22 protein-coding genes and 1 pseudogene are annotated in these 22,977 nt (G+C 62.5%); 11 read left to right on the plus strand and 12 right to left on the minus strand.

Translation table 11 applies throughout. The annotated features are described in order from the left end of the window. The first annotated feature begins 289 nt into the window (after positions 1-289). From AC07VM_RS01600 to AC07VM_RS01615, 4 genes are all read left to right on the plus strand, one after another. A complete protein-coding gene (locus AC07VM_RS01600) occupies positions 290-745 on the plus strand; it encodes a hypothetical protein (protein ID WP_494909738.1) in 456 nt (151 codons plus the stop codon). Positions 746-789: 44 nt separating this feature from the next. Continuing rightward, positions 790-1,416, plus strand: coding sequence for an RNA polymerase sigma factor (locus tag AC07VM_RS01605; protein ID WP_494909739.1), 627 nt, complete (start codon positions 790-792; stop codon positions 1,414-1,416). Then, a complete protein-coding gene (locus AC07VM_RS01610; RefSeq protein WP_494909740.1) occupies positions 1,413-2,396 on the plus strand; it encodes a hypothetical protein in 984 nt (327 codons plus the stop codon). The genes AC07VM_RS01605 and AC07VM_RS01610 overlap by 4 nt, the downstream gene beginning before the upstream one ends. A 702-nt stretch (positions 2,397-3,098) precedes the next feature. Beyond that, a complete protein-coding gene (locus AC07VM_RS01615) occupies positions 3,099-3,386 on the plus strand; it encodes an ArsR/SmtB family transcription factor (protein ID WP_494909741.1) in 288 nt (95 codons plus the stop codon). 597 nt (positions 3,387-3,983) lie between these two features. Here the strand turns inward: AC07VM_RS01615 and AC07VM_RS01620 are convergent. The 9 genes and pseudogenes from AC07VM_RS01620 to AC07VM_RS01660 form a co-directional block, all read right to left on the minus strand. After that, positions 3,984-4,652: an acyl-CoA thioesterase gene (locus AC07VM_RS01620; protein ID WP_494910740.1), complete on the minus strand. Its 669-nt coding sequence runs from the start codon at positions 4,650-4,652 to the stop codon at positions 3,984-3,986. Positions 4,653-4,658: 6 nt separating this feature from the next. Then, positions 4,659-4,922, minus strand: a pseudogene (locus AC07VM_RS01625) (acyl-CoA thioesterase); the annotation flags it as partial. A gap of 65 nt (positions 4,923-4,987) precedes the next feature. Then, positions 4,988-5,854 (minus strand): HpcH/HpaI aldolase/citrate lyase family protein, encoded by an 867-nt coding sequence (locus tag AC07VM_RS01630; protein ID WP_494909742.1) that lies wholly within the window; start codon positions 5,852-5,854, stop codon positions 4,988-4,990. Positions 5,855-5,857: 3 nt separating this feature from the next. Continuing rightward, positions 5,858-7,360 carry an aldehyde dehydrogenase (NADP(+)) gene (locus AC07VM_RS01635; protein WP_494909743.1) on the minus strand — a complete coding sequence of 501 codons (1,503 nt, stop codon included), beginning with the start codon at positions 7,358-7,360 and terminating at the stop codon, positions 5,858-5,860. A 30-nt stretch (positions 7,361-7,390) separates the two neighbouring features. Next, on the minus strand, positions 7,391-8,488 hold the full coding sequence (locus AC07VM_RS01640) for a mandelate racemase/muconate lactonizing enzyme family protein (protein ID WP_494909744.1): 1,098 nt from the start codon (positions 8,486-8,488) through the stop codon (positions 7,391-7,393). A 60-nt stretch (positions 8,489-8,548) separates the two neighbouring features. Beyond that, complete coding sequence (locus AC07VM_RS01645) at positions 8,549-9,430, minus strand: dihydrodipicolinate synthase family protein (RefSeq protein WP_494909745.1); 882 nt, start codon at positions 9,428-9,430, stop codon at positions 8,549-8,551. A gap of 119 nt (positions 9,431-9,549) precedes the next feature. Then, positions 9,550-11,079 (minus strand): APC family permease, encoded by a 1,530-nt coding sequence (locus AC07VM_RS01650; RefSeq protein WP_494909746.1) that lies wholly within the window; start codon positions 11,077-11,079, stop codon positions 9,550-9,552. Positions 11,080-11,298: 219 nt separating this feature from the next. After that, on the minus strand, positions 11,299-12,528 hold the full coding sequence (locus AC07VM_RS01655) for a D-arabinono-1,4-lactone oxidase (RefSeq protein WP_494909747.1): 1,230 nt from the start codon (positions 12,526-12,528) through the stop codon (positions 11,299-11,301). Positions 12,529-12,562: 34 nt separating this feature from the next. Continuing rightward, positions 12,563-14,041 carry an aldehyde dehydrogenase family protein gene (locus AC07VM_RS01660; RefSeq protein WP_494909748.1) on the minus strand — a complete coding sequence of 493 codons (1,479 nt, stop codon included), beginning with the start codon at positions 14,039-14,041 and terminating at the stop codon, positions 12,563-12,565. 121 nt (positions 14,042-14,162) lie between these two features. Here AC07VM_RS01660 and AC07VM_RS01665 point away from each other — a divergent pair, with 121 nt between their 5' ends. The 3 genes from AC07VM_RS01665 (at position 14,163) to AC07VM_RS01675 (ending at position 16,466) form a co-directional block, all read left to right on the plus strand. Further along, on the plus strand, positions 14,163-14,894 hold the full coding sequence (locus AC07VM_RS01665) for a GntR family transcriptional regulator (RefSeq protein WP_494909749.1): 732 nt from the start codon (positions 14,163-14,165) through the stop codon (positions 14,892-14,894). 102 nt (positions 14,895-14,996) lie between these two features. Beyond that, on the plus strand, positions 14,997-15,584 hold the full coding sequence (locus AC07VM_RS01670; protein ID WP_494909750.1) for a TetR/AcrR family transcriptional regulator: 588 nt from the start codon (positions 14,997-14,999) through the stop codon (positions 15,582-15,584). A 30-nt stretch (positions 15,585-15,614) separates the two neighbouring features. After that, positions 15,615-16,466 carry an SDR family NAD(P)-dependent oxidoreductase gene (locus AC07VM_RS01675; protein ID WP_494909751.1) on the plus strand — a complete coding sequence of 284 codons (852 nt, stop codon included), beginning with the start codon at positions 15,615-15,617 and terminating at the stop codon, positions 16,464-16,466. A gap of 395 nt (positions 16,467-16,861) precedes the next feature. On the opposite strand, the gene AC07VM_RS01680 is transcribed toward AC07VM_RS01675, so the two are convergent. After that, the gene (locus AC07VM_RS01680; protein WP_494909752.1) at positions 16,862-17,815 is read right to left on the minus strand and encodes a GlxA family transcriptional regulator; all 954 of its coding nucleotides are present in this window, start codon (positions 17,813-17,815) and stop codon (positions 16,862-16,864) included. Positions 17,816-17,919: 104 nt separating this feature from the next. Between AC07VM_RS01680 and AC07VM_RS01685 the strand changes: the two genes are divergently transcribed. Together AC07VM_RS01685 and AC07VM_RS01690 are read left to right on the plus strand one after the other, a co-directional pair. Continuing rightward, positions 17,920-18,591 carry a DJ-1/PfpI family protein gene (locus AC07VM_RS01685; RefSeq protein WP_494909753.1) on the plus strand — a complete coding sequence of 224 codons (672 nt, stop codon included), beginning with the start codon at positions 17,920-17,922 and terminating at the stop codon, positions 18,589-18,591. A gap of 23 nt (positions 18,592-18,614) precedes the next feature. Beyond that, positions 18,615-18,917 (plus strand): hypothetical protein, encoded by a 303-nt coding sequence (locus AC07VM_RS01690; RefSeq protein WP_494909754.1) that lies wholly within the window; start codon positions 18,615-18,617, stop codon positions 18,915-18,917. A 126-nt stretch (positions 18,918-19,043) separates the two neighbouring features. Here AC07VM_RS01690 and AC07VM_RS01695 read toward each other — a convergent pair whose 3' ends face one another. Together AC07VM_RS01695 and hemQ are read right to left on the minus strand one after the other, a co-directional pair. After that, positions 19,044-19,967 (minus strand): heme o synthase, encoded by a 924-nt coding sequence (locus AC07VM_RS01695; protein ID WP_494909755.1) that lies wholly within the window; start codon positions 19,965-19,967, stop codon positions 19,044-19,046. After that, positions 19,960-20,640 carry a hydrogen peroxide-dependent heme synthase gene (gene hemQ, locus AC07VM_RS01700; protein ID WP_494909756.1) on the minus strand — a complete coding sequence of 227 codons (681 nt, stop codon included), beginning with the start codon at positions 20,638-20,640 and terminating at the stop codon, positions 19,960-19,962. The genes AC07VM_RS01695 and hemQ overlap by 8 nt, the downstream gene beginning before the upstream one ends. A 201-nt stretch (positions 20,641-20,841) precedes the next feature. Between hemQ and AC07VM_RS01705 the strand changes: the two genes are divergently transcribed. Both AC07VM_RS01705 and AC07VM_RS01710 read left to right on the plus strand, forming a co-directional pair. After that, entirely contained in the window at positions 20,842-22,143 is a 1,302-nt protein-coding gene (locus AC07VM_RS01705; protein ID WP_494909757.1) for an ABC transporter ATP-binding protein, read from the plus strand. Continuing rightward, entirely contained in the window at positions 22,140-22,922 is a 783-nt protein-coding gene (locus AC07VM_RS01710) for a hypothetical protein (protein ID WP_494909758.1), read from the plus strand. The genes AC07VM_RS01705 and AC07VM_RS01710 overlap by 4 nt, the downstream gene beginning before the upstream one ends. The last annotated feature ends 55 nt before the right edge of the window (positions 22,923-22,977 follow it).

The raw sequence follows: 22,977 nt of genomic DNA on the forward strand, positions 1-22,977 counted from the left end.
AGAAGGGAGCACGTCTCGTCGGAACAGTATTGAGCTTACGCGTCTGTCACATGCGCGTCCCCTATGCGCCTCGACACAACTGCCGGCTGCTCGTCCAATCGGAAACTGACTTCTGTCGCACCTCACCGCGCGTTGTGGATTGCTGTCTTGACCCGAGCGCTGCCTCGCCTGAAATACTTCTGTAAGGATTCTGGTCGTTCGGCAATAGAGCGTCTGAAGCGCAAGCCATCCGCTCGCCAAACCGGGTGAGAGTTGAAGAGTGTGCTCGCCAGCTCTCGAACGGACAGACATGAAGAAGAAGCTCATCGCAGCTACGGCCGCAGCAACCCTGCTGATGGGTTTCGGGGGGCCCGCCCACGCTAATGCACAAAGCCTGCATCCCGATGTTGAGTACGCCATGAGCGCAGTACCCGGCGGCACAATTGTGGACTCTCACAAGGTGGAGTGGCCGGACCTGGCGATGACGCTGACGGTGCCTAACTCACTCGCCCGTGCCGTCGGTTCGTGCGCTACCGGTCAGTACTGCGCCTACTCGGCTCCGGGCGGTGTCGGCACGCGACTGACGTTCGGCACCTGCACCGTCGTGAGCACTGCCGCTCTGAGTGCTGTGGGCTCTATAGCGAATGCTCGTTCGTCAGGAACGGTTCAGGCTCGAAACGCCGGCGGCACCGTGCTCGCGACGGCGACTGCCGGGAACCGTGTCAACGTTGCAGGTGCTGTCAGCACGCTGCGCTGCGCGCTCTAGCGCCCGATACTCTGGCCAAGGCGGAGCTAAGCGAGGTGAGTGAGATGTTCGTCATTCAGCGTCTGCTCTCACCACGAACAGCTCTTGCAGGGATGGCGTCCGACCCGACGCGGTTGGTGCCGGAGTTGCGCGGGACGCAGGCAGGTACGACCGCGAGCACGCGTGCAGCGGACCCGCACCACTCCGCAGAGAAGGAAGTCGCTTTTCGACGATTGTTCGACGCGCACTGGGGGCGGGTGCGTCACCACGTGGAGTGCTTCGTCGACGATCCGGACGAAGTTGACGAGATCAGCGCCGAGGTGTTCGTCGTCGCCTGGCGAAAGCTCGATCCGAACCGCCCCTTCGGGACGACATGGCTGCTGCGCACCGCGAACAACAAGCTTCGCGACCGACTCCGCCGCGCTCGCTCCCGCGAGCGGGCAATGGAGGCTCTCTCCCGAGGCCTGGAAACACCCGCTGAGTCGTTGGACCCGATTGAGGTACTTGCGCTTCGCGCGGCTATTCGGTCACTGAGCGCCCGAGAACAGCAGGTGATCATCCTCACATACTGGGATGGGCTCACTGCAGGCGAAATCTCCGAAGTCCTCCGCACCAGCCAACCAGCGGTATGGACCACACTGACCCGCGCACGCACCAAACTTCGACGCTACCTGGAAAGTCGTGACGCGTGAGCTACTCAGACGACGACCTTGACGACCTTATCCGACGGTCGAGGCCCGCTGCGGGCGACCGCAATGATGCCTCCGGCGCCGCCGCCATCGCGATTCGCGAGAGCATCATCCGAGGAACGTACGGCGCTCGTCGTCGTGTCCGAGGGAAGCGGCTTGTCTGGGCGGGGCTGAGCACGGCAGTGACAGCCGTCTTGATTGCCGTGGTCGTCGCCACGGCAGTCCTGATCCCCTCGCAGCGCGCCGTCGCCCTCACCCCGCCACCGCTCCACTACTCTCCGTCTGCTCCCCTCGACGATGTCCTCCGACAAGCGCAAGCGCAATTGAGTTCAGAACCCGACATCCTTCAGGATTCCAAGGTTGCGTCCGCGATCTGGGGATGGAACGTCGAGATGGCCACGGCGAAAGTCGAGATCGTCCCGCAGCGGGTCACGTTCGAATGGGCCCCCGGGCAACCGTCAACGACCACGGTCTACGCCGGCGAGTCCTATTGGTCGGACAATGTACGACCCGATGGAGTTGAGCCCAGTCCTTACAAACCAGGGCAGCTAATCGAGAAGTCGGTCATGCCTGCCGAGGACCTGGCCCTCCCACCTGCCGCCCTGAACCTCACCGGCAGTTCGCGCGACGGCGTCGCTGCAGCGCTAGCCGCTTTCGGCGCGACCCCAGAATCCTCTTCCGGTGACCTGCTCGCTGCCATCACCGGCCTCCTGCAGTACTGGACGCTAGACGACGCTCAACACGCAACGCTTCTCGCCATGCTCGACGAGACCGACGAACTCTCCGTCCGTGGGCTAACCACCGACCGCCTGGGGCGCAGCGTCATCGGAGTCGAAGTGTCTCAGGTGATCCCGGACAGGCAGGAGACGTTCTTCATCTCAACCACGACCGGTCGCATCGTGGGCGTCGAGAGCGAACTGCTGAAACCTCTCGAGGGGCTCCCCGCAGGCGTCATCACCTACACGATGTGGGACGCGGACTGACGTATCGCCCCTGGTGACCCTGACCCTCTCGATATCTGTCGTGCACGACACGTACTTCGTTGAACCACTGTGGAATTGTCCTGTACCTGAGGCGCGGCCTGCGTGACGCAGCCCGGCACACCAACTCGGTGATTTGACTTGGAGACTCACGCCGTGGCCGCCTCCTACCCCGCGGCACTTCCCTGGCACGTCAACCAACATCCTGAAGTTCCGTCCTGGCCAAGGGCCGCCAAGCTACCTGCCAAGGTCGAAACAGGCTCCGATACCCGTCGGGAGTAGGCCAAGCGGGTAGCCTGCCAAGGTTGCCAAGTGCGGAGGATGCCCCCATAGGGGGTTCGGAGAGAAGTTGCCTCTTTACTACTTACTTACTTTTCTCTCATGAAGAACTATTGCTACTTGGCAACCTTGGCAGGGGCCTGCTTTCCCGCTCTATGACAGGGATCTCTCCAGCCAAGGTCACCTTGGCAGGACTTGGCATTTTCGTGGATCCTCGTTGCGACGGCTTATATATCGCGGTTGTATAAGCCGCCGCCACGACAGTCCTGATCCTCAGTACGCCCGAATGAACACCCCACTGCTACCACGGCACTATGGACTGCGGGCATCGCACTCGAAGCGTGCTGGTCTCGGCACGTAGCGTGGATGCATGCCCGGTATCCCGCCCCGCAAACTCACCGCACCCTGGGTTCTGCGGTTCATTCAATGACCATCACTGCCGAGGATGCGGAGCGGGTTGCGCGAGTGTTCAAGGCCCTCCGCGATCCGACACGAGTGCGCTTGCTGTCGCTCATCGCGGCCGGCGAGGGTAGGGAAGCGTGCATCCGCGACCTCACCGACCCTGTCGGCCTCTCGCAGGGGACGGTGTCGCACCACATGAAGCTCCTCGCAGAGGCGGGGCTTGTCACACGTGAGCAGCGTGGACGCTGGGCGTACTTCTCACTCAACGCCGACGTACTGGACGCCGCAGCAGGAGCGCTTGCCTCTGCATGAGAAGGTCGGCACCTCCACTTCCAGACGTCGACCATCCGACACCCGACCGATGACAGCTGTCTCAATACCTGGCCGGTGAACTGAATCGCAAGTAGGCCCGCACAAGTCCGCCTGCATGTCGCAACGGACCGTCGGCGGTGGAGCTGGGGAGGCTTCGAGCCCGCTTCGCGGTGCCTGAAGCAACCTCAGACCATGGGGCTGCCCCACTAGAAGATGAGCCGGATAAGCCAAGGACTCAGCAACGCAATAACAACCGACAGCGCAGCAGCCACCCCTACAAAGATCACCGCGCCTCTGTAGGCGTACTTGGGTCTCTTCACGGCCACGCTCGCGGGGTGGGCTTCAAGCATAAAGACCAGCAACAACATGAGGGTGGCTGCGGCGGCGCATCGCCGTAGTTTCGAAGCTCAGTCATAACCGAGCACGATGATTGCTTCCGTCACCACAGGATGCTCGCCGGCGGACCGAGCCACGCCCCCGTTGTCCGCATCGCCTGCGCACGCGTCGGATGAGTTGGGGGCGCCTGCGCCACATTGCTCACAAATCACTGTCGACTCCTCGTTCATTGGTCATTCCCCTCCGCCTGATACCACGAGTTCAAATAGGGAGGTCAGTGATGCTCTGCCTCAAGGCGATCACGTCCATTGCATGAGCATGGAGCCTCTCGTCCTCGTCGCTACGCAGCTCGAGCGGAGCAATCGTGTGCGGCCGTTCACCCGAGGCGGCGTTGGTGTAGATGCTCATGGAGACGGTGGTGAGCGCCAACTTGTCTGGCGCTTCTGCGGGCGCCGATGAGACTCTCGTTGCAATATGCATCCCCTGGTCATCGATGTGGATGATCCGGGCATCGATCTCGACGATGGCGCCGATGCGAATCGGGCGGACGAAATGAATACCACCCGAGTAGACCGCCACACTGTCGAGGCCAGCCCACCGCGCTGCGGCGGAGTACGCCGCATCGTGGATCCACCGCATGACCGTTCCGCCATGCGCGTTTCCGCCCCAGTTCGCATCCCCCGGTGCGACAAGGAAGCGAAGACGAGAGCGGGGTGTGGTACCACGCTCCGAGTAGCTCTGGCTCAGGGTGATGTCGCGAATGGCCCTGCGAACATCGAGGCGCTCCTCCGCCCGGCGCTGAAGGAGGGCCCCGAGGTCGTCAGACGGGGTCCACTGGGGCACCTCCTGTGGCACTCGATTCTGGTCTACGGCCACGAAGACGAGCAAACAGTCGAGCGCATGGTGTCGCTCCCTTGTCGTTACATCCACCGCGTGGACAGTTACTCGCACCTGCATACTCGTTCTGCCCGTTTGGATTATTCGTGCAGCTAGCTCCACGAGGCAGCCTGGGGCGATGGCGCGCGTGAAACGTACGTTCCCTACATATGCCGTCACGCAGTAGGCGCCAGCCCAACCAGCCGCGCACGCGTAGCCAGCCCTGTCTATCCACTCGAGAAGCGCTCCCGAGGAGACAGACGTTCCACCCAGACCTGTGTCCTGTGGCGACGCCAAGATTCTCAACACGGTGTTATCTGTCACATTTCACACACTATAATGAGGAGCTGCATGCATCACTCGATGACCGGCCGAAAGAATGATGCTATTTACGAAAAGGCGCCTGTTTTGCTTGAGAACTCGTTGGCCAGGTTCCGAATCTTCTCGGCTCGCTTGAGCCGCGGCAAGTCGCTTCCATCGCGCACCACGCTCCCCCGTGCCTCGAACTCGCGAATGAACGCGTTGGCCCAGACGATGTCAGAGGCGGATGGGCTGACGACTTCATTGACGACGGGTAGCTGTTCTTGCGAAAGACACAGGCGTCCGGTCATTCCAAGTGCAACGGCGGCAGCCGACTGCTCGCGGATGATGGGGTGGCTAGAGCTCACGGTCGGTCCATCGATCGGCCCCGGGAGGCCGCCGATTCGGCTTGCGACCACGAGCCTCGATCGGGGGTAGGCCATAGCGAGGTCATCAGCGCTCGTGCCAGTGTCGCGTCGATAGTCGCCGCTACCGAAGGCAAGTCGAAAGGCGCCGTCGGCTCTCGCGATAGCGACGCTCTCTTCGACGCCCAGCGCCGACTCGACGAGCGGAATCACCGGAACGCCACCGCCAAACGCGGCCGCCGTGTCCGTGACGTCCGCTGACGACTCGGTCTTGGCAAGCACGATACCTCTCAACCCGCGCGCCGCGCGGAAGGCTTGCACATCGTCTTCCCAGTACGCAGTGGAACGATCGTTGATGCGCACCCACGCAGACCCTCCGGACTGGAGCCATCCAGCGACCCGCTCTCGGGCTGCGTGCTTTTCCTTCGGATCGACGCCGTCCTCTATGTCGAGGATGATCTGGTCCGCTGGGCTCAGCGCGGCAGCGGTGAAGTCGGCGCCGGCTCCCGCTGCAACGAGCAACCAGGACCGCGAGACCTCAGCTCTGACTCCAGTCCCCCGTACGAGGGATGTGGAAGGCCCGGTGCTCATGACTCAGAGCACCCCCCACCAACGCGAAGACCCTGACGCGTCTTCTCTACGGGGGATCGAAAGTGGGTTCGAGTCCTTCAGCTCTGCAGGCAGCAGCCCTTGTGGTGCGTTTTGGTATGAAACCCCGCGAAGGAATCGTTGAATCGCAGCGGTTCCGACCGACGTCGAATCGATTGTCGTTGCAGGCCACGGCCCGCCGTGCTGCATCGCAGGGGTGACCGCAACGCCGGTGGGCCACTCGTTGAAAATGATACGACCGCTTGTCAGTGCGGCCTGTTGGATGATCTCCCCGAGAGACTCACCTGATTCAAATTCGCCGACGTGCAGTGTTGTGGTGAGGTTACCTTCGAAGAACTCCGCCAGCAGTCCGGCGTAATCTGCGTCTTGTCCCGACTCCACGATCACCGAGAGCGGACCAAACGCTTCTTCCTGCAGGTGCGCTCCCGCGTCTCGGAAATCTCGGACGCCGACCGCGACAATCGTCGGAGTCACCCAGGCATTGCCTGCCTCGTCTCGGCGCAGTGCCCCCTCCACGATGGTCCTCACACCCGTCGCCGACAACACTTCTCGCCGACGCCGTTCGTAGCTGTCGCTGATGCTCTTGTTAAGCAGCCGTTGCTCCGGCACTTGAGCTGCAGCTCGCACAATCTCCGCTTCGACCGATCGGGCCGACGGCGCGAAGACGATGCCAGGCTTAGTGCACAGCTGCCCCGCCGACCCACTCACGCTGCCGACAAACTCTTCTGCAATGATCGAAGAGCGCTCAGCCAGGGCATCATCGGTGATCACGACCGGATTGACGCTACCAAGCTCGCCAAAGAAGGGGATGGGGTCGGTACGGGCTGCAGCCGCGTCTGCCAGGAGCCTGCCAACATGAAGTGATCCGGTGAACGAGCCCACCTTGATATGCGGATCTTTGATGAGGGCCATTCCTGCTTCTTGGCCGTACACGATCTGCAGCACGTTCTCGGGCGCACCACTCACTCTCAGCGCGTCAGAGGCCACCCGGTGGGTCAGCCTCGACAGCTGCGGATGACCGGAATGCGCTTTGAGTACAACGCTGCATCCTGCGGCGAGAGCGGCTGCAGTATCGCCCCCGACCACAGAGAACGCGAACGGAAAGTTGCTCGCGGCAAAGTTGACGACCGGGCCGCGTGGGACCAGGACTCGTCTCAAATCGGGGCGTCGCCCGAGCACGAAGTGGTCGTCGGACTCATCCAGTCTCGCATCCGCGTAACCGCCTTCGACGATCGTCGTCGCGAAGAGGCGCAGCTGAGCTGCTGTTCGCGTGAGTTCGCCCCCGAGGCGGCCTGCCGCAAGCCCGGTCTCTTCCGTCGCCACCTCGATGAGAGCTTCACGATTCGACTCCAGCCCGTCTGCGATCGCGATCAGGTGGCGCGCACGCTGCGGCGCCGGCAGTCCCGACCATACGGTGAAGGCATCGCTGGCACGTCGTGCAACGAGCGCAGCGTCAGCGGCGGTGGTCTTTTCGATGACAGTAGACATTCGTTTTTCTCCGTAGCGTTAGTAGTCAAGTCAGAACCGCGCCAGTGGTGCTCCGAGCGCGTCGACATCGACTGTGATCCCCAGGCCATGGCCTGTCGGCGCCGAACCACGTCCGTTGACAGACCGGGGCCCATCGGCGATTTTCTCCACGGTCCAGTTGTTGAAGAAGGAGGTCGTCAGAAGGTCGCGCTCTGCCGTACTGGCAGCGATGTGGCTGGTCGCCGCCGAGGTGACGTCGCCACCCCACGTGTCCTCGATCGACACGGAAAGACCGAGATCCACGGCACGGTCGCGCATGCGTGCGGCCGGCGTAATGCCGCCCACTCGGCTGAGCTTGATGTTGATGGATCCAGCTCCGGCTTCATACTTCGCCGTGACCAGATCGTCGAGGGTGACGATCGACTCGTCGAGCACGAGAGGGAGACTGCTCTGGCGACTGACCACCACGTTGTCGACCGTGCTGCGGCATGGCTGCTCGACATACACGGGCAGATCCTGCATCGCGCGCACCGCCGTGATCGCGTCGGGGATGTTCCACCCGCCATTCGAGTCTGCGATGACGGTCACGGACGAGGGCACGCTCTCCACGACGGCGCGCGTACGCGCAGCGTCATCGATCGGATCGTTGCCGACTTTGAGCTGAAACTGCGTGATACCGGCAGCGCGCCGGGCTGCGACGAAGTCGACCATCTCCTGCGGTGACGCGAGCGGAACCGCTTCGTAGAGCGGGAAGCTCTCCTGCAGCACGCCGCCCAGAAGTGTGGAGACGGGGAGGCGAGCGGCCTTTCCCAGCAGGTCCCAGCACGCGATGTCGACGGCGCTTTTCGCTGCCTCGTTTCCCAATAGCTGCATCCGCAGCGCCTGGTGAATACGGTTGAGATTCGTCGGGTCCTCCCCCACCAGGCTCGGGGCTACAAGAGTGAGTGCCGCCCGAACGGCGCCGGTGAACGTGGGCAGGTATGTTCCGGCGAGGGGCGAGACTTCGCCCCAACCATCCGCTCCTTCATCTGTGCGGATGCGTACCAGGGTCGAGTCTTGGGTACTGGCTGAGCGACCTCCCGACATCATGTACTGCCCGTGGGCGTAGGTGAGCGAGTAGCCGTAGAGCTCGACTGCGGTGATCTTCATTACTTTCCTTCTCAGTGTTCGGCGCCGCCGACCGGGAGTCGGCCGGCGGCGCCCGGTCGTTCAGAGGCTGGCCGTCAGCGCCAACTCGACGTCCGCGATGACCTGGCGGCGCGTGTGCTCGTCGAGTGGCTGGCGCGGCTGTCGCGAGGGGCCACTCCAGCGCCCCGCCACCTCTTGAGCCAGCTTGATCGCCTGCACGAACACGTGCTCAGTGTCCCATCGGAACGCGGGCTGCAGAACCTTCAGGAGCTCACGCCCTTCCTGCACGTTTCCCTCGACGCCGAATCGATAGAGCCGTCCGCAGAGCTCGGGAATCGCATTTGAGAATCCGCCTGTCCAGCCGACGGCTCCCATCAGGGTTGCCTCGAACACAACATCGTCGGCACCGGCCAGCACGTCGAGTCGCGGCGCGAGCCGCTGGATCGCGGTGATCCGCCTGATGTCGCCCGAGAACTCCTTCACCGCGACGACCTCGGGAATATCGGCGAGACGAGCCAAGAGCTCCGGCGTCAGGTCGACATTCGTGTCGAACGGGTTGTTGTACGCGACGATCGGGAGGCCCGCCTGCGCCACCGTTCGGTAGTGATCGACGACTTCCTCGTCGCTGGCACGGTAGGCGTTCGGGGGCAGCGCGAGCACAGCCTGCGCACCCGCGTCTCGAGCGTGCTCGGCCCAGAAGAGCGACTCACTCGCCCCGTAGGCCCCCACGCCTGCGACGACGCTGAATCCTTCGGGCGCCGCCTCGACGGCAGCTTCAAGGACTCGTCCACGCTCCTCGGGCGTCAATGTCTGGTATTCGCCCAGAGAACCGTTGGGCACGACGCCGTCGACACCGTTTTCGGCAAGGAATCGGACATGGTCCTGGAACGTGTTGTAGTCCACGGACAGGTCGGAGTTGAACGGGAGGGTACTGGCGACGACGACGCCGGTCCAAGCAGCCATAGCTATCTCACTTCACTTATCTTTATGGAATGTACTCGGTGACATGGTACCACCGAGTCGTTTTCTATTTGTCGTATCGGCCCCTTGCGGCCTCACAGCACCAGGGAACGATCACGGGGTTATCGGCGCTTGGGCAGCCGATGCTTTTTCGGAACGATTGCGAGAGTCTCGGTCGACCCATCTGAGGTCAGCATGACCCGCATCTGTTCGAACTTCTCCCGCTCTGCACGGCGCAGATAGAGCGCGTAGACCACGCCGGCGATCGGCGCCGCCAGAAGCAGGACGATGAACAGCAGCGTCAAAGGACCGGAGGTGCCGAGCAGCAGTTCAATGCTGGCGCACGCGATCACGAGAAGGCTCAGCAACCCAATCACTGCCAGCAGTGGGGCGATCACCGTGTGCCACAGTCGCTTGTCGACCTGCGTCTTGCGGAAGAAGACGAAGATGGCCACACCCGCGACGGTCTGCGCTCCGATGATCGCGATCGTGCCGATACCCGCCAGCCACGTGAACAGCGTGGTGTACGGGTCAAGCCCCGCAAGAGCGAAGCCCCCGACCACGATCACAGCGCTGATGGTCTGCACAACCGCCGCGTAGTACGGGGTCTTGCGCCCGGGGAGGGTACGTCCGAGCTTCTCCGAGATGAGGCCCTGCCGGCCAAGGACGTAGAGGTACCGCGCGATGTTGTTGTGGAAGGTGACGGCCGCCGCGAAGATCGCCGTGACGATCAGCACCTGGAAGATGTGAGCGGCCCATGGGCCGAGCGCCTCGGAGCTGACGAAGAAGATCAGGTTGCCGCCCTGCTCGAGAGCGACGCTTTGAGCGTTCGAGGGGCCAAGAGCGCTCACGACGAGGTACGAGGTGCCCGCGTAGATGATTGCCATGAAGATGACCGCGAAGTACGTCGCCCGCGGGATGGTCCGCTGGGGGTTCTTGGCTTCCTCCGCGTAGATGGCGCTGCCTTCGAAGCCGATGAACGTCGTCTGAGCGAACATGATCGCCACACCGATCCCCGCGGCGAAGACCACAGGGAGGCTGAAGGGCTCCAGAGTAAATTCGGTCGTTCCCGTGCCTCCGGGGTTTCCGATGATCCCCACTGCAAGCAGCAGCAGCGTGGCGCACTCGAGGGTGATGAAGACTCCGAGGATCACTCCACCTGCGTGCACCCCTCGGATGCCGAGAAGAAGCGCGAGAACCATCGCGATGAGAGAGAAGATCCACCACGGCACGTCCGCGGAGGTCCAAGTCTTCACCAGTGCGTTGAGGTAGTAGCCCAGGCCGCCGTACAGGGAGAACTGGATGCAGCTGTAGGCGAAGATGGTCAGCCCTGCCGAGCCAAGACCCGTCACACGACCGAGCCCGAGGGTGATGTAGGAGTAGAGCGCGCCGGCATTGAGCACGTGACGGCTCATCGCGAGGTAGCCGACGGCGAAGAGCAGGAGAACACCGGCTGCGAACAGGAACGTGCTGGGGGCGCCAGCCCCGTTACCCAGACCGATCATGATCGGGACAAGCCCGACGACCCCGGTCAAGGGCGAGGCGGCCGCCACGATGTAGAAGACGATCGCGGGGGTGCCGAGGGAGTTGGGACGAAGACCATGATGCTTCTTCTTTTGGTCACTCGCGACGAGATCTGGGATTTGAGACATTTCCTGATCCTTCTTCGTTGGTCGTCAGCGTAGAGGCTGACTGCGACGCGGCCCAGAGCGACTGTGCTCCAACCCGCGGCCTCGAGAACTCGAGCACTCACGTTATTGTGATATGTGCTCTGTACAATATCACCCTGTACATTGAAGAGCAACGGTCTTCTTCGCCTTAGGCACAGGTGAGGGGCCGGGGCCCATGGGCCCCGGCCCCTCACTTGCCGGTCAGATGGAGAGGAGGTCGGCGAGATAGGGACTCAGGAAGAGTCCGCTTGGGTCGAACTCTTCCCTGATGCGTTTGAACTCGTCGAGCTCGGGGTAGAGCCGTGCGATGTCGGCGCCCGTCGAGTAGTGCATCTTCCCCCAATGCGGCCGTCCACCGTGTTCCATCATCACGTCGTGCGCCTTCCGTAGGAAGACGTTTGAATCCGGGAGCCGCGTCGCGGAGATCGAGATCGCAACCGTGTCTCGGTTGTACTGCGGCGACAGATAGGCATCGTCCGCCTTCTGCCATCGCACCTGGATCGGAGAAACACCCTCCGGCCATTTCTCGCAGATGTTCTTGAGAGCGATGAACGCATCGAGCCACACGGCGGCATCGAGCTGATACTCCGACTCCACATGCGTCGACACCTCAGTGGTGACGTCAGGGAACACTAGATGAGACCTGCCGATGCGGCGATCGTGCTCACCCTGCACCGAGTACTCGACCCCCTCTTCAAGCGGCTCCTCGGTGAGCAGCTTGACCAGGGTGTCCCCCGTCTTAAGAGGTCCGAGGTCGTACATCGCCGCCGCAGCGTCCGACGGGCAGTAGAAGATGGAAGCGTGGCGATAGTCGTTCAGATAGCGTTCCCAGTTCTCGAGGAAGGCATCTAGCGACTCGACGCGGTTGTGCTCCCGGATGAGGTACCGCGGCTGCACCGACATGCGCACCCGAGTCACCGCCCCGAGCAATCCGATGGAGACGCGTGCCGCCCGCAAGAAATCGGGGGTCGATTCGTCGATCTCGACGAGCTCGCCCTTCCCGTTGACGATGGTCATCCCCGCGACGCAGGACGAGATGCTCCCGTACGCGACGCCGGATCCCTTCGTTCCCGTGGCGACGGCTCCGGAGATCGTTTGAGTGTCGGTGTCGCCCTGGTTTTTCAACGCGAGTCCAGCACGCCAGAGCGGGTCCCCGATGTCTTTGAGTTGAGTACCCGCAAGGATGTCCGCCGTCGCGTCTCGATAGTCGAACCCGAGCACACCGCTGACTGCGGAGATGTCCATCAGCACACCGTCTGTCTGGACGATGGGCGTAAAGGAATGCCCCGAGCCCGCAACTCTGAACGGCGTCCCGTCCGCCGCAAGAGTCTGAGCCATTTCGATGTACTCTCGCTCATTCGCGGGACGCAGTCGCGCAGCGGCATCGAAGGACTGATTCGTGGCCCAATTGGTCCAAGTAAAGGAACTCATCGTCGATTCTCCAGCTGTTCGGTCGGTTTCCGCATCAATCGTTAACCGTGATCCAGATGGTCTTGGTCTCGGTGTACTGATCGAAGGCTTCCAGACCCTTGTCCTTCCCACCGAAGCCCGACTGCTTGTAGCCGCCGAAAGGCGTCGTGACGTCGCCTTCGCTGTATCCGTTCACAGCGACGATGCCGGCGTTGACACGACGAGCCATGCGAATTGCCTGGTCGATGTCTTTGCTCCAGATAGTCGCGGCGAGCCCGTACGGGGTGTCGTTCGCCAGCGCTACGGCCTCGTCTTCGGTATCGAACCCGTGCACGAGCGTGACGGGCCCGAAGATCTCGTCTCGCCACAATGGGGCGTCCTCACCGAGCCCGGTGACGACTGTGGGCGGATAGAAGAAGCCTCCCGGCAGCTCTGCGACCCTCGCACCGCCGGTGACGATCTCTGCTCCCGTCGTGCGAGCCTCGTCGACGTATCGGGATACACGCTCCAGGGCAGACTCCTCGATGAGTGGGCCGATCTCGGTGCCCGGGTCGAGTGGGTTTCCGATGCGCTTGGCCGACGACTCCGCTGCGAGGAGCCGGACGAACTCGTCCTTGATGGAGTTGTGCACGAGGATCCGGGATCCTGCCGTGCAGTTCTGCCCGCCATTCCAGAAGGCTGCGGCCGCGAGGTCTGCAGCGACTTTCGGGAGCTCACTAGCGACGCTTGCCGTCACGATCTGTGGGCTCTTGCCCCCGAGTTCGAGAACGACGCGCTTCAGGTTGCTCTGCGCGGCGTACTGGAGGAAGTACCGACCGACCTCGGTCGAGCCGGTGAAGGTGATGACGTCGACTTCGTGGTGCAGCCCGAGCGCACGACCTGCCACTTCGCCGAGACCGGGGACGACGTTGAAGACACCGCTGGGAATTCCTGCTCGATGCGCCAGCTCGGCGAGCTTGAGCGCGCTCAACGACGCGAGCTCCGGTGGCTTGACCACGACGGAGTTGCCAGCGGCAAGCGCCGGAGCGATCTTCATCATGAGCACCGCCACGGGGAAGTTCCACGGGACCACTGCGCCGACGACGCCGATGGGCTCCTTGACCACGAGCCCGAGCGCTCCTTCCGTGGTCGGAGACACGCGGCCGAAGACCTTGTCTGACGCCTCCGCATACCACCGAAGCGTGGCCGCGATCTCCGGCAGGTCGCCTTCCACGTTGTCCGTGATCGGCTTGCCTGCTTCGACGGCGTCGAGGACCGCGATGTCTGTTGCGTTTTCGTCGATGAGATCGGCGAACCGAAACAGGATCGCTTTCCTTTCGGGAAGCGGGAGGCGAGACCATGCGCCCGAGGCGAAAGCGGTGCGTGCAGCTGAAACCGCCCGCTCGACGTCAGCCTCGCCGGCAGCCGCCACATCTGCGATGCGTTCACCCGTTGCCGGGTTCCGCGATACGAGGACTTCTCCCCCGCTCGCATCGACGAAGTGGCCGTCGATGAACAACTGAGTCGGGAAGGTGTCGGGGAGCGAGTACGTCACGTTGGTTCTCCTACTCGATGAGGGCGTTGCGTACTGTGCGATACAGTAAACACCATCATGAACTTGGTCATGTAGTACGTACAATACTATACATTGCTAAGTGAGAGTTAGGAAGAACAGAATGCCCCGGGTCAGCGAGCAAGCCGTTACTGCACTCCCGAAACGCTTGAGCATCCGCGAGGAGGTCGCTCTTGCCCTTCGCGCCGCGATCATCTCCGGGGAAATGGTACCCGGAGAGCTCTACTCGGCTCCCGCGCTCAGCGAACGCTTCCAAGTTTCGGCGACGCCCGTCCGAGAGGCAATGCTCGATCTCGTTAACGACGGCCTCGTCACCGCCGTCGTCAACAAGGGCTTCCGCGTCACCGAAGTGTCAGAGCAAGACCTCGACGACATCGCTAACCTGAGGCTGCTCATCGAGCCACCCGCAGTGAGGCTCGCGACCCCAAACGTCCCCACGTCGGCGATCAGCCGTCTGCGCGCGATGGCCGACGAGATCGTTCTGACCGCCAAGACCGGCGACCTCACTCGCTATCTCGAAGTCGACCGCCAGTTTCATCTCGAAATCCTGTCCTACGCCGGCAACGCAAAGCTCGTCGCCGAAATCGGGCGCCTCCGCGCGCAGACTCGCATGTATGGGTTGCTGGCCGCGTCCGAGAGCCGGGCCCTCGCTGACTCGGCGGCTGAGCACCACCAGATCCTGGAGTTGATCGCTGCCGGTGATGCGGAGGGTGCCGAAGACCTCACCATCCGCCACATCGCCCACGCGCGAGGGGTCTGGGCAACCTCCGAGAAGGCGTCGGACGAACAGACCATCCGCCGCCTGTGGGTCCAACCTCACGGCAACGTCAAGTAATACGACTCGCGCGCGGATCGACCCGCATGCCCAGTCACCCCGTCCGCGCTGAGGCGGAAGCGAGACACGGCCTGGCTGACAGCGTCAGCTAGAGTCGGCGGCATGCCCACTCGCTCCGAAACCGCAGCGCAGACCCGGAACGCGCTCCTCAAAGCCGCCTCGGGTCTCCTTGATGAAGGCGGCCCGGACGCTGTAACCCTCCGGGCGGTCGGAGCAGGCGCTGGCGTCTCCAGAGGCGCGCTCTACGGACACTTCGCCGACAAAGAAGAGCTACTCAACGAACTCGCCATCCAAGCCTGGGACGCCATCTCAGGCCAGCTCGATCACTTGCGAGCCGAGCGATCGGTTCCCGCCCGCGCTCGGCTCGAACAGGCCGCGATGATCCTGATCACACTGGCGCGCCGCCGACCACATCTCTATGCGCTGATGTTCAGCACGCCAGCAGAAGATGCCGCCACAGCTGAGTCTGCCACTCGCGTAGACGCAAGCTTCATTGCCATCGTCACAGATCTCGTAGGCCAAGACGCTGCTCTTTCGATGGGAGCGCTTCTACTTGCGACCGCTCACGGCATCGCAGGGCTCGAGAACAGCGGACATCTAGCGGAGAAGAAGTGGCATGTGGACGCTGACGAGCTCGTCAGAATTCTTGTAGACGCTCTCGCATCGCGCCAAGACCAAGTTTCCGGTTGACTTTGTCACATGAACTCGTAGTCTTTTCATATGACTAAGTCAGATGAAATCCGAGGCGAGTTGATGGTCGTGACTGGCGCGTCGACCGGAATCGGCGCCGCGACTGCACACGAACTCGCTGCAAAGGGCTACCACGTGTTGGCCGGCGTCCGCAGTCAACACGATTCTGATCGCCTGCGAAGCGAGCGAATCGAGCCGGTATTACTTGATGTCACCGTCGAGGACCACATTCGGGCGCTCGCAGAGCGGGTGGAACACGATCCGCTTCGTCGGCCACTTCGAGCCCTCATCAACAATGCCGGAATCGAGATAAACGCTCCCGTCGAGGTACTTCCCATCGACGACTGGCGCCGCCAGATGGAGGTTAACTTCTTCGGACCGGTCGCGCTCATCCAGAGGCTCCTGCCGTCACTTCGACGAAGCCACGGACGTATCGTCAACATCAGTTCGGTTGGCGGGGTTGCTGCCTTGCCCATCTACGGCGCTTACGCGGGGTCGAAATTCGCGCTTGAAGCCATGAGCGATGCGCTACGCCGTGAGGTCTCTCGGCATGGCGTGCAAGTGGTCGTCGTCCAGCCTGGCGGCGTGAAAAGCGTCATGGCGGAACGAAGCGGAGCTCTGTCGTTGAAGATCGGCGAGAGCATGTCCCTCTCCCACAAAGAACTGTACGCCGACCTTATCGTCGCTGCCGTCAAGTCGCAGACAGCATTCCTCAAGCGCGCCGCGCCTACCATGGTCGCCGCAAAGCGGGTCGCGCGCGCTGCCACTGCCGCACGACCCCGCACGCGATACACCATCGGCGTGGACGCTGCTTTCGTCGTGCCACTGGCGCGCCTTCTTCCCACACGCTTGCTCGACGGGATGCTCAGCCCGATCCGCTAACTGACTGAAGTGCGGCCCTGCGGGCGCCGGGTCAGGTTGCGCTCATCGCCGGGTAACACGACACAAACAGCCGAGATCGAGAGCAGTACGGCCCGAGACGTAAGGGCGCAGGCCGGACATCCATAACCGCAGCCCTGCGCGCGGGCAGATCCTCGTTTGGATCGGAGCCGCGAAGATCACCGCAGGATCCGCCGACACCGCAGTTGCAGGCGCGCTCATTGGCATGCCCCCTGAACCTGGCAGTAGTCCTCGCTATTCTCGCCACTGCCGCGGTGGCAGGAGCCTCGCTTGTCGACCGCGGCGCAGGCAACACGCTTCAGATCAGGCCACCGATCCGCGAGCACCACGTCCGCGTCGTGTTGCAATAGTCCCGCCAACGCGGACACGGTGAGCGCTTAAAGGGGCTCGGGAGTTTGCGGCTCGCGAGTAAACGAACGGCGGTACTTTGTCGGAGTCACACCTACCAAGCTCTTAAACTGCGCGCGAAAAGTGATTGCCGACGCAAACCCAACCAGGCGGGCAACTTCTTCAATGGGTTCCTGCGATGAAACCAGAAGCTCTTGTGCCCGTCGAACTCGGCGGAGCAGCAACCACGACATCGGGCTGCACCCGTACGCGGCGTGAAAGCGACGGTTGAGAGTACGCACGCTGACGTTGATGCGAGCGGCCATCATCGCCAGGGTTATGGTGTCTTCGAACCTCTCGTCGAGCCACGTGGTGAGCGTGCTCAGATCGTCATCAACAGAATCCTTCGGTCCGGCGATGAACGGAGCCTGCCCCCCGTCTCTAGTGAGAGGCATAACTGCGTGACGCGCCGCATCGGCCGCTACATCCGGCCCGTAGTCGCGGGCGACGAGTTCAAGGCAAAGGTCAAGGCCCGCGGCCGCGCCGGCCGATGTGAACACGTTGTTGTACACACAAGAGATAGCGTCAGGCTGCAGTCCCACCCGAGGATGTAGCGTACGGAACAAGTCGGCGGCAGCCCAGTGCGTCGTCGCAACTCCTCCGTCCAAGATGCCTGCTTGGGCGAGGATAAACGCGCCAACGCAGATGGAAGCCACGCGGGCGCCGCGTTCATGCGCGTCGCGGATGGCGTCCAGTACGGCGGTCGGCTGAGGCTGGTGCGGAAACCTGCTCCCCGGCACGATAACCGTATCCGCCCTACTCAGCTCGGCCAATCCGGCCCCGGGTGTGATCGTCAACGGCCCACTCGATGTCGGGTCTCCGCACACGACAACCTCATAGGCTTGCTCGCCGCTTGGCAGGTGCGCCCATCCGAAGGCTTCGATTGGGGTGGCCAAGTCGAAGGCGATCGCGTCGCGAACTGCGACAACTGCAACCGTGTGCACAACTCCTCCTGACAAGAATCAACACAATAGTGGCAATCTGGCCACTGGCGCAACCTTGACCGTGCAGCGAGAGTGGTCAGGATCACAACATTGTTAGGAGCCTCATGCATTTTCAGTTCGTCCTGTACGACGGGTTCGACCCGCTAGACATCATTGCCCCGTTTGAGGTGATCGTTGCCGCCAGCGATTTCGCACATGATGACGCCGTCATCGAGATGGTTTCAAGCGGAGAAGGACCGCGCGTGTTCGTCAGCGGGAGTCGAGGGCTCACGCTCTCGGCGACGGCCCAGCTCGACCCCACACTGCCCGGATACGTCATCGTTCCCGGTGTCTCTGGTCCGGCTGAGGGGGACCCGGACGACGGAGTAGAGACGATCCCTGTGATTCTCGCCCGCGCCGCTCAGACCGGGATTGTCCCCCCGATCGAGCAAGCACTCGCCCAGACCGGGGTCACGGTGGCAACTGTGTGCGGGGGCTCGCTCCTCCTGGCCATGGCCGGAGTGCTCGAGGGTCGCACCGCAGTCACTCACAGGCTCGGCCTCGAGGTGATGGACGCAATGGGCGTCAACGTTCTAGACGCGCGCGTCGTTGTTGACGGTGATCTGATCTCCGGCGGGGGTGTTACCTCCGGGCTCGACCTCGGGCTCTACCTCGCCGAACAGCACTACGGCGCAGAGATCGCACACAAGGTGGAAGAGCTCTTCCAGTATGAACGGCGCGGCATCACGCTGCATGCCCCCGCGACCGTCGCAGCGACCACGGCTGTGGCCGCCTGAAGGCGGAGTTGAGAGGAACAAGAATGAGTGTCATCGGATCGTGGGACGCCACCATGAAGACCCCAATCGGCTCCCTCAAGGCCGTGTTCACGTTCACCGAAGAATCGGGGGTGCTCGTCGGACAGGCCGAGGGAAGCGGCGACACCGTCGACATGCAGGACCTCAGATGGGATGGTGAACATGTCGCCTGGAAGCAGAGCGTCCGCAAACCCATGCGGCTCAACCTCCAGTTCGACATGACCGTAGACGGCGATGAACTACGTGGAGTGTCCCGCGCCGGCAAGCTGCCAAAGACCGAAGTCTCGGCCAAACGAATCAATCCTTAGTCCCGACTCATTGCCGGTCTCCCCCTCGGGGCGACCGGCAATGAAGTGATCCCAAGAGATCCGGCCCACAACGACTCGCTTTCGCAGCGTCGGAGCCAGAACCTACCCCCCGAGCGCCGGGGGCTGTCAGCCCCGCACCAGCGCATCAACTGCGATGGCCATGAACAAGAGCCCCAGATAGACATTCGACGCCACGAACACCCTCATTGGACGCGCGTTCTTCGGGGTGCTCGACCGGGTCGCCACCAGATAGGTAGCGGAGCGCCAGACGAACCACCCCCCAGAGAGCACCGAGACCGTCGTATAGACAATGCCCATGGAGGCAATGGGGATCAGTGCGATTGCGCACAAGACCGTCGCCGTCGCGTAGACAAGAATCTGGGTTGCAACTTGAGGCGGCGCTCGGACAGCACCAAGCATTGGTACGCTTACCCGCCGGTAGTCCGCGCCATACCGGATCGACAGCGGCCAATAGTGTGACGGGGTCCAGAAGAAGATCACGAGGAAGAGTGTCAACGCTGGCCAGTCAAGGTCTCCCGTCGCAGCAACCCACGCGATGAGAACAGGGAAGCAACCAGCGATCCCACCCCGTACGATGTTTTGCACCGTACGAGGTTTCAGGATCACCGTGTACACGACGACGTACCAGAAAATGGCTACGGCGGAGAGGACTGCAGCGAACGGATTGACCGCCACGGTGAACCACACCGTAGCGAATACAGCGAGCGACCACGCGAATGCCAGGGCAGAACGCGGGGAGATCTCTCCAGTGACGATAGGGCGCCCCACGGTCCGACTCATCTGCGCATCAATATCGCGATCGATGTACATGTTGAAGACAGCGGCCGCTCCGGCGCTCGCTGCGCCTCCGATCAAAGTCGCATAGAGTAACCAGAAATCTACGACGCCGCGTTTCGCCAGAATCATCGTTGGCGCAGTCGTCAGGAGCAACAGCTCCATCACTCGGGGCTTCGTCAACGCTAGATAGGCGCCGAAGAGCCCTAGCCTGCGCGCCGGTCGCGCCGTTCGCGAAATGGCTAGGTCAGGCACCGAGCAACTCCGCCACGTCTGCGGGTTCAATGCGCCGCCCGGTGAAGAACGGAATCTCGTCGCGGACGTGGCGTCGCGCCCCCGTTGAACGCAGAGTTCGCATTAGGTCGACGAGGTCGATGAGGTCGTCTGCTTCCAGTGGAAGGATCCACTCATAGTCGCCGAGCGCGAACGACGCCACGGTATTCGTAAGCACAGACCGATAGGGGGCACCCGCGCGGCCGTGCTCAGCCAGGAGCTCGCGCCGTTCCTCTTCGGGCAGGAGGTACCACTCGTAGCTGCGGTTAAACGGGTACACGGTTACCCACGCAGCAGGCTCGACCCCGCGTGCGAACGCCGGAACGTGGCTGCGATTGAACTCCGCGTCACGATGAACTCCAAGAGCATTCCAGACCGGCAAGGCTCCGACGAAAGCCGCCTGACGCCGTAGAGCACGCGCTGCCGCTTGAAGCTGTGCTGGGCTAGCTCCATGCAACCAGATCATGACGTCGGCACCTGCGCGCAGGCCAGAAACATCGTAGAAACCACGAACAACGATGTCGTCGGCCTGCAGCGATTCTACGAACTCGGAAAGATCACGGATCGACTGTTCTTCGAGCTCGGGCCTGACGGGAGCTGCGCCGAAGACATTCCAAAGCGTGAAGTAGGGGGTCTTGCTGTCGTCGTCACTCATGAGGTGTCCTTCGTGTTGTGAGCGCGCGGAGCGCATATGCGAGAACTTCCTAGACCGACGCCGTCGGCCCTGGGATGGGTTGGCGGCGTCAGAGGAGTAGGCGTTCCTCAACTTACAGTATGACTGTAAGTTGATGCACTCGACGCCTGGTCTCTGCGGAAGCGTGATAACTTGCAGTTAGACTGCAAGTGGAGGTAGGAAATGGCGTTCGATCATGGCAGCAGGATCAACGGGGCGACAGTCGTGATGAGGATTGTCTCGGCACTTGAGCTCGTGTCCTTGGTGGTCATCTTGTCGAACCGGTTCTCGATCCAATCGCCGGTCGTCACATCGACGGGCGGACCAATCCATGGGCTGCTCTACGTTTCGACAATCGTGCTCGCTCTACTGTTGCCTTTCCCTCGGTCTGCTAAGTGGCTGGCGATCATCCCCGGCGTCGGCGGCTTGCTTGCCCTCTGGCACGCGCGGCGGGTGGACACTCGCGAAACACGCACTGTCCCCTTCACCGCCGTCAACAGCCCGCCACTTACCGAGCACGAGCGGGCCAACGCGGCCATCATCGTCGAGGATGCAACTGCCACGCTTTCAACCTCTTCGTTCATTGGCCCACTGACCTTCACCGTCCCGCGCGGCGGCGTGACCGGATTGATCGGCCCAAATGGAGCCGGCAAGACGACGGCGCTGAGACTACTGTGCGGTCTTATTGCTCCATCTGGAGGAACACTGGTGGTTCGCCCCGAGGGCGTCGACCTCGACCCGGAACACCCTGATGCAGCCCCCATCGGAGTGCTCATCGACTCCCCGGGGTTTGTACCTGGCCTGACCGCAAGGAATAATCTGCTCGCGTTGACCCGTCTTGCAGCCTGGTCGCCATCGCTCGTCAATCAAGCGCTGAACCGTGTCGGGCTGCTTGCAGCATCCGAACAGCGCGTAGGGACGTTCTCGCTCGGTATGAAGCAGCGCTTGGGGCTCGCGGCAGCTCTACTCGGGCAACCGCGCATCGTCATCCTGGACGAGCCGACGAACGGCTTGGACCCACGCGGAACAATCGAATTGCGTGCTTTTCTCCACTCCCTGGCAGCGGAAGGGATCACCGTGATCATCGCCAGTCACGCACTCGACGAGATCGAAGAGCTGTGCGATCATCTTGTGGCGATGGACCGCGGCCACGTCTTCTTCAACGGGCCGCCCGACCAGATGCTGCGGGCCGTCCCCACCACGATCCGGTGCCGCGTCAACGAACCGGCTGCGCTTGCCTCAGTCCTGGCGGCATTCGAGCGGGATGGACAGTCAGGACGAAAACTCGATGATGTCACCGTGGCCGTGACCGGCAGCGCCAGTCTGGGCGAGAGGCTTAACCGGCTGGCCACCGGAGTCGGGATCACACTGTCAGAAATAGCCGTCCAGCGGCCCACTTTGCAAGATGCGTTCCTGGCTCTCACAGGCGATCCCACGGGAAATGCCAGAGAACACGAGGTCGCGATGAACGAGGTAACACGATGATTGGCGCCTTCCGCTCGGCCTGGACGATGTTGGCACGCCCGGCTCTCCTGTTCCCGGGTCTGGGTGCAATTGTCCTGTTTTCGATCACGGCCATCACGTTCACTTTTGCGACCGCCGCCGCGCCCGGTGGCTCGCGTCTGACCGACCCTCCGACCACCCTGGCCGATCTCGCTGGCCGAGAGACCTTGGCGCAGATCATCGGACGACCCGTGATGATCACAGGAATTGTTGTGCTCGCGATCGCGATCATGCATATAACCAGCCAGTATTCATCGGGTTTCATTCGCCTCGCCCTGGTCTACCAGCCACAGCGCACACGTTGGTTAGTCGGAAACTGGCTCGCCCTTGCCACAGCCGCAGCGATCGCCAGCATCATCGGGGCGGTGGTCGCTGCCGTCACTAGCTTCGTCTGTGCAGCCATATGGCGGGTCGACACCGCCGCGTGGGCTGGCGGGATCGCCTCTGCGCTTGGAGCCCTCGGCAACCTTGCACTCGGGATGGTGGCGTTTTCGCTCGCAGGAAGCACCCTCGCTGTCTGGCTGCGCTCTCCCATCGCGGCCCTCGCCACGGGGTTGGTCTATGCCCTCTTTGAGAACCTACTCAACGCCGCCGCACCTTTCGGCCAAGGCCTCCTCCCCGCATCAGCGTTCACCACCATCGCGACGTCTGGATTCAACGGCGATCCCTATCTTCCGTCCCTGATCGCCACTGGTCTATACGCGGTTGCAATCGTGAGCGGAACCGCTGGACTACTCAAAAACAGAAACATCACGGACTAATGGCCGAGCCCAAAAGACCCACCCGACGCGCGTTTCTAATCGGCGGAGCATCAAC

It is taken from the genome of Microbacterium sp. GW821-FHT01D02, from assembly GCF_059422585.1.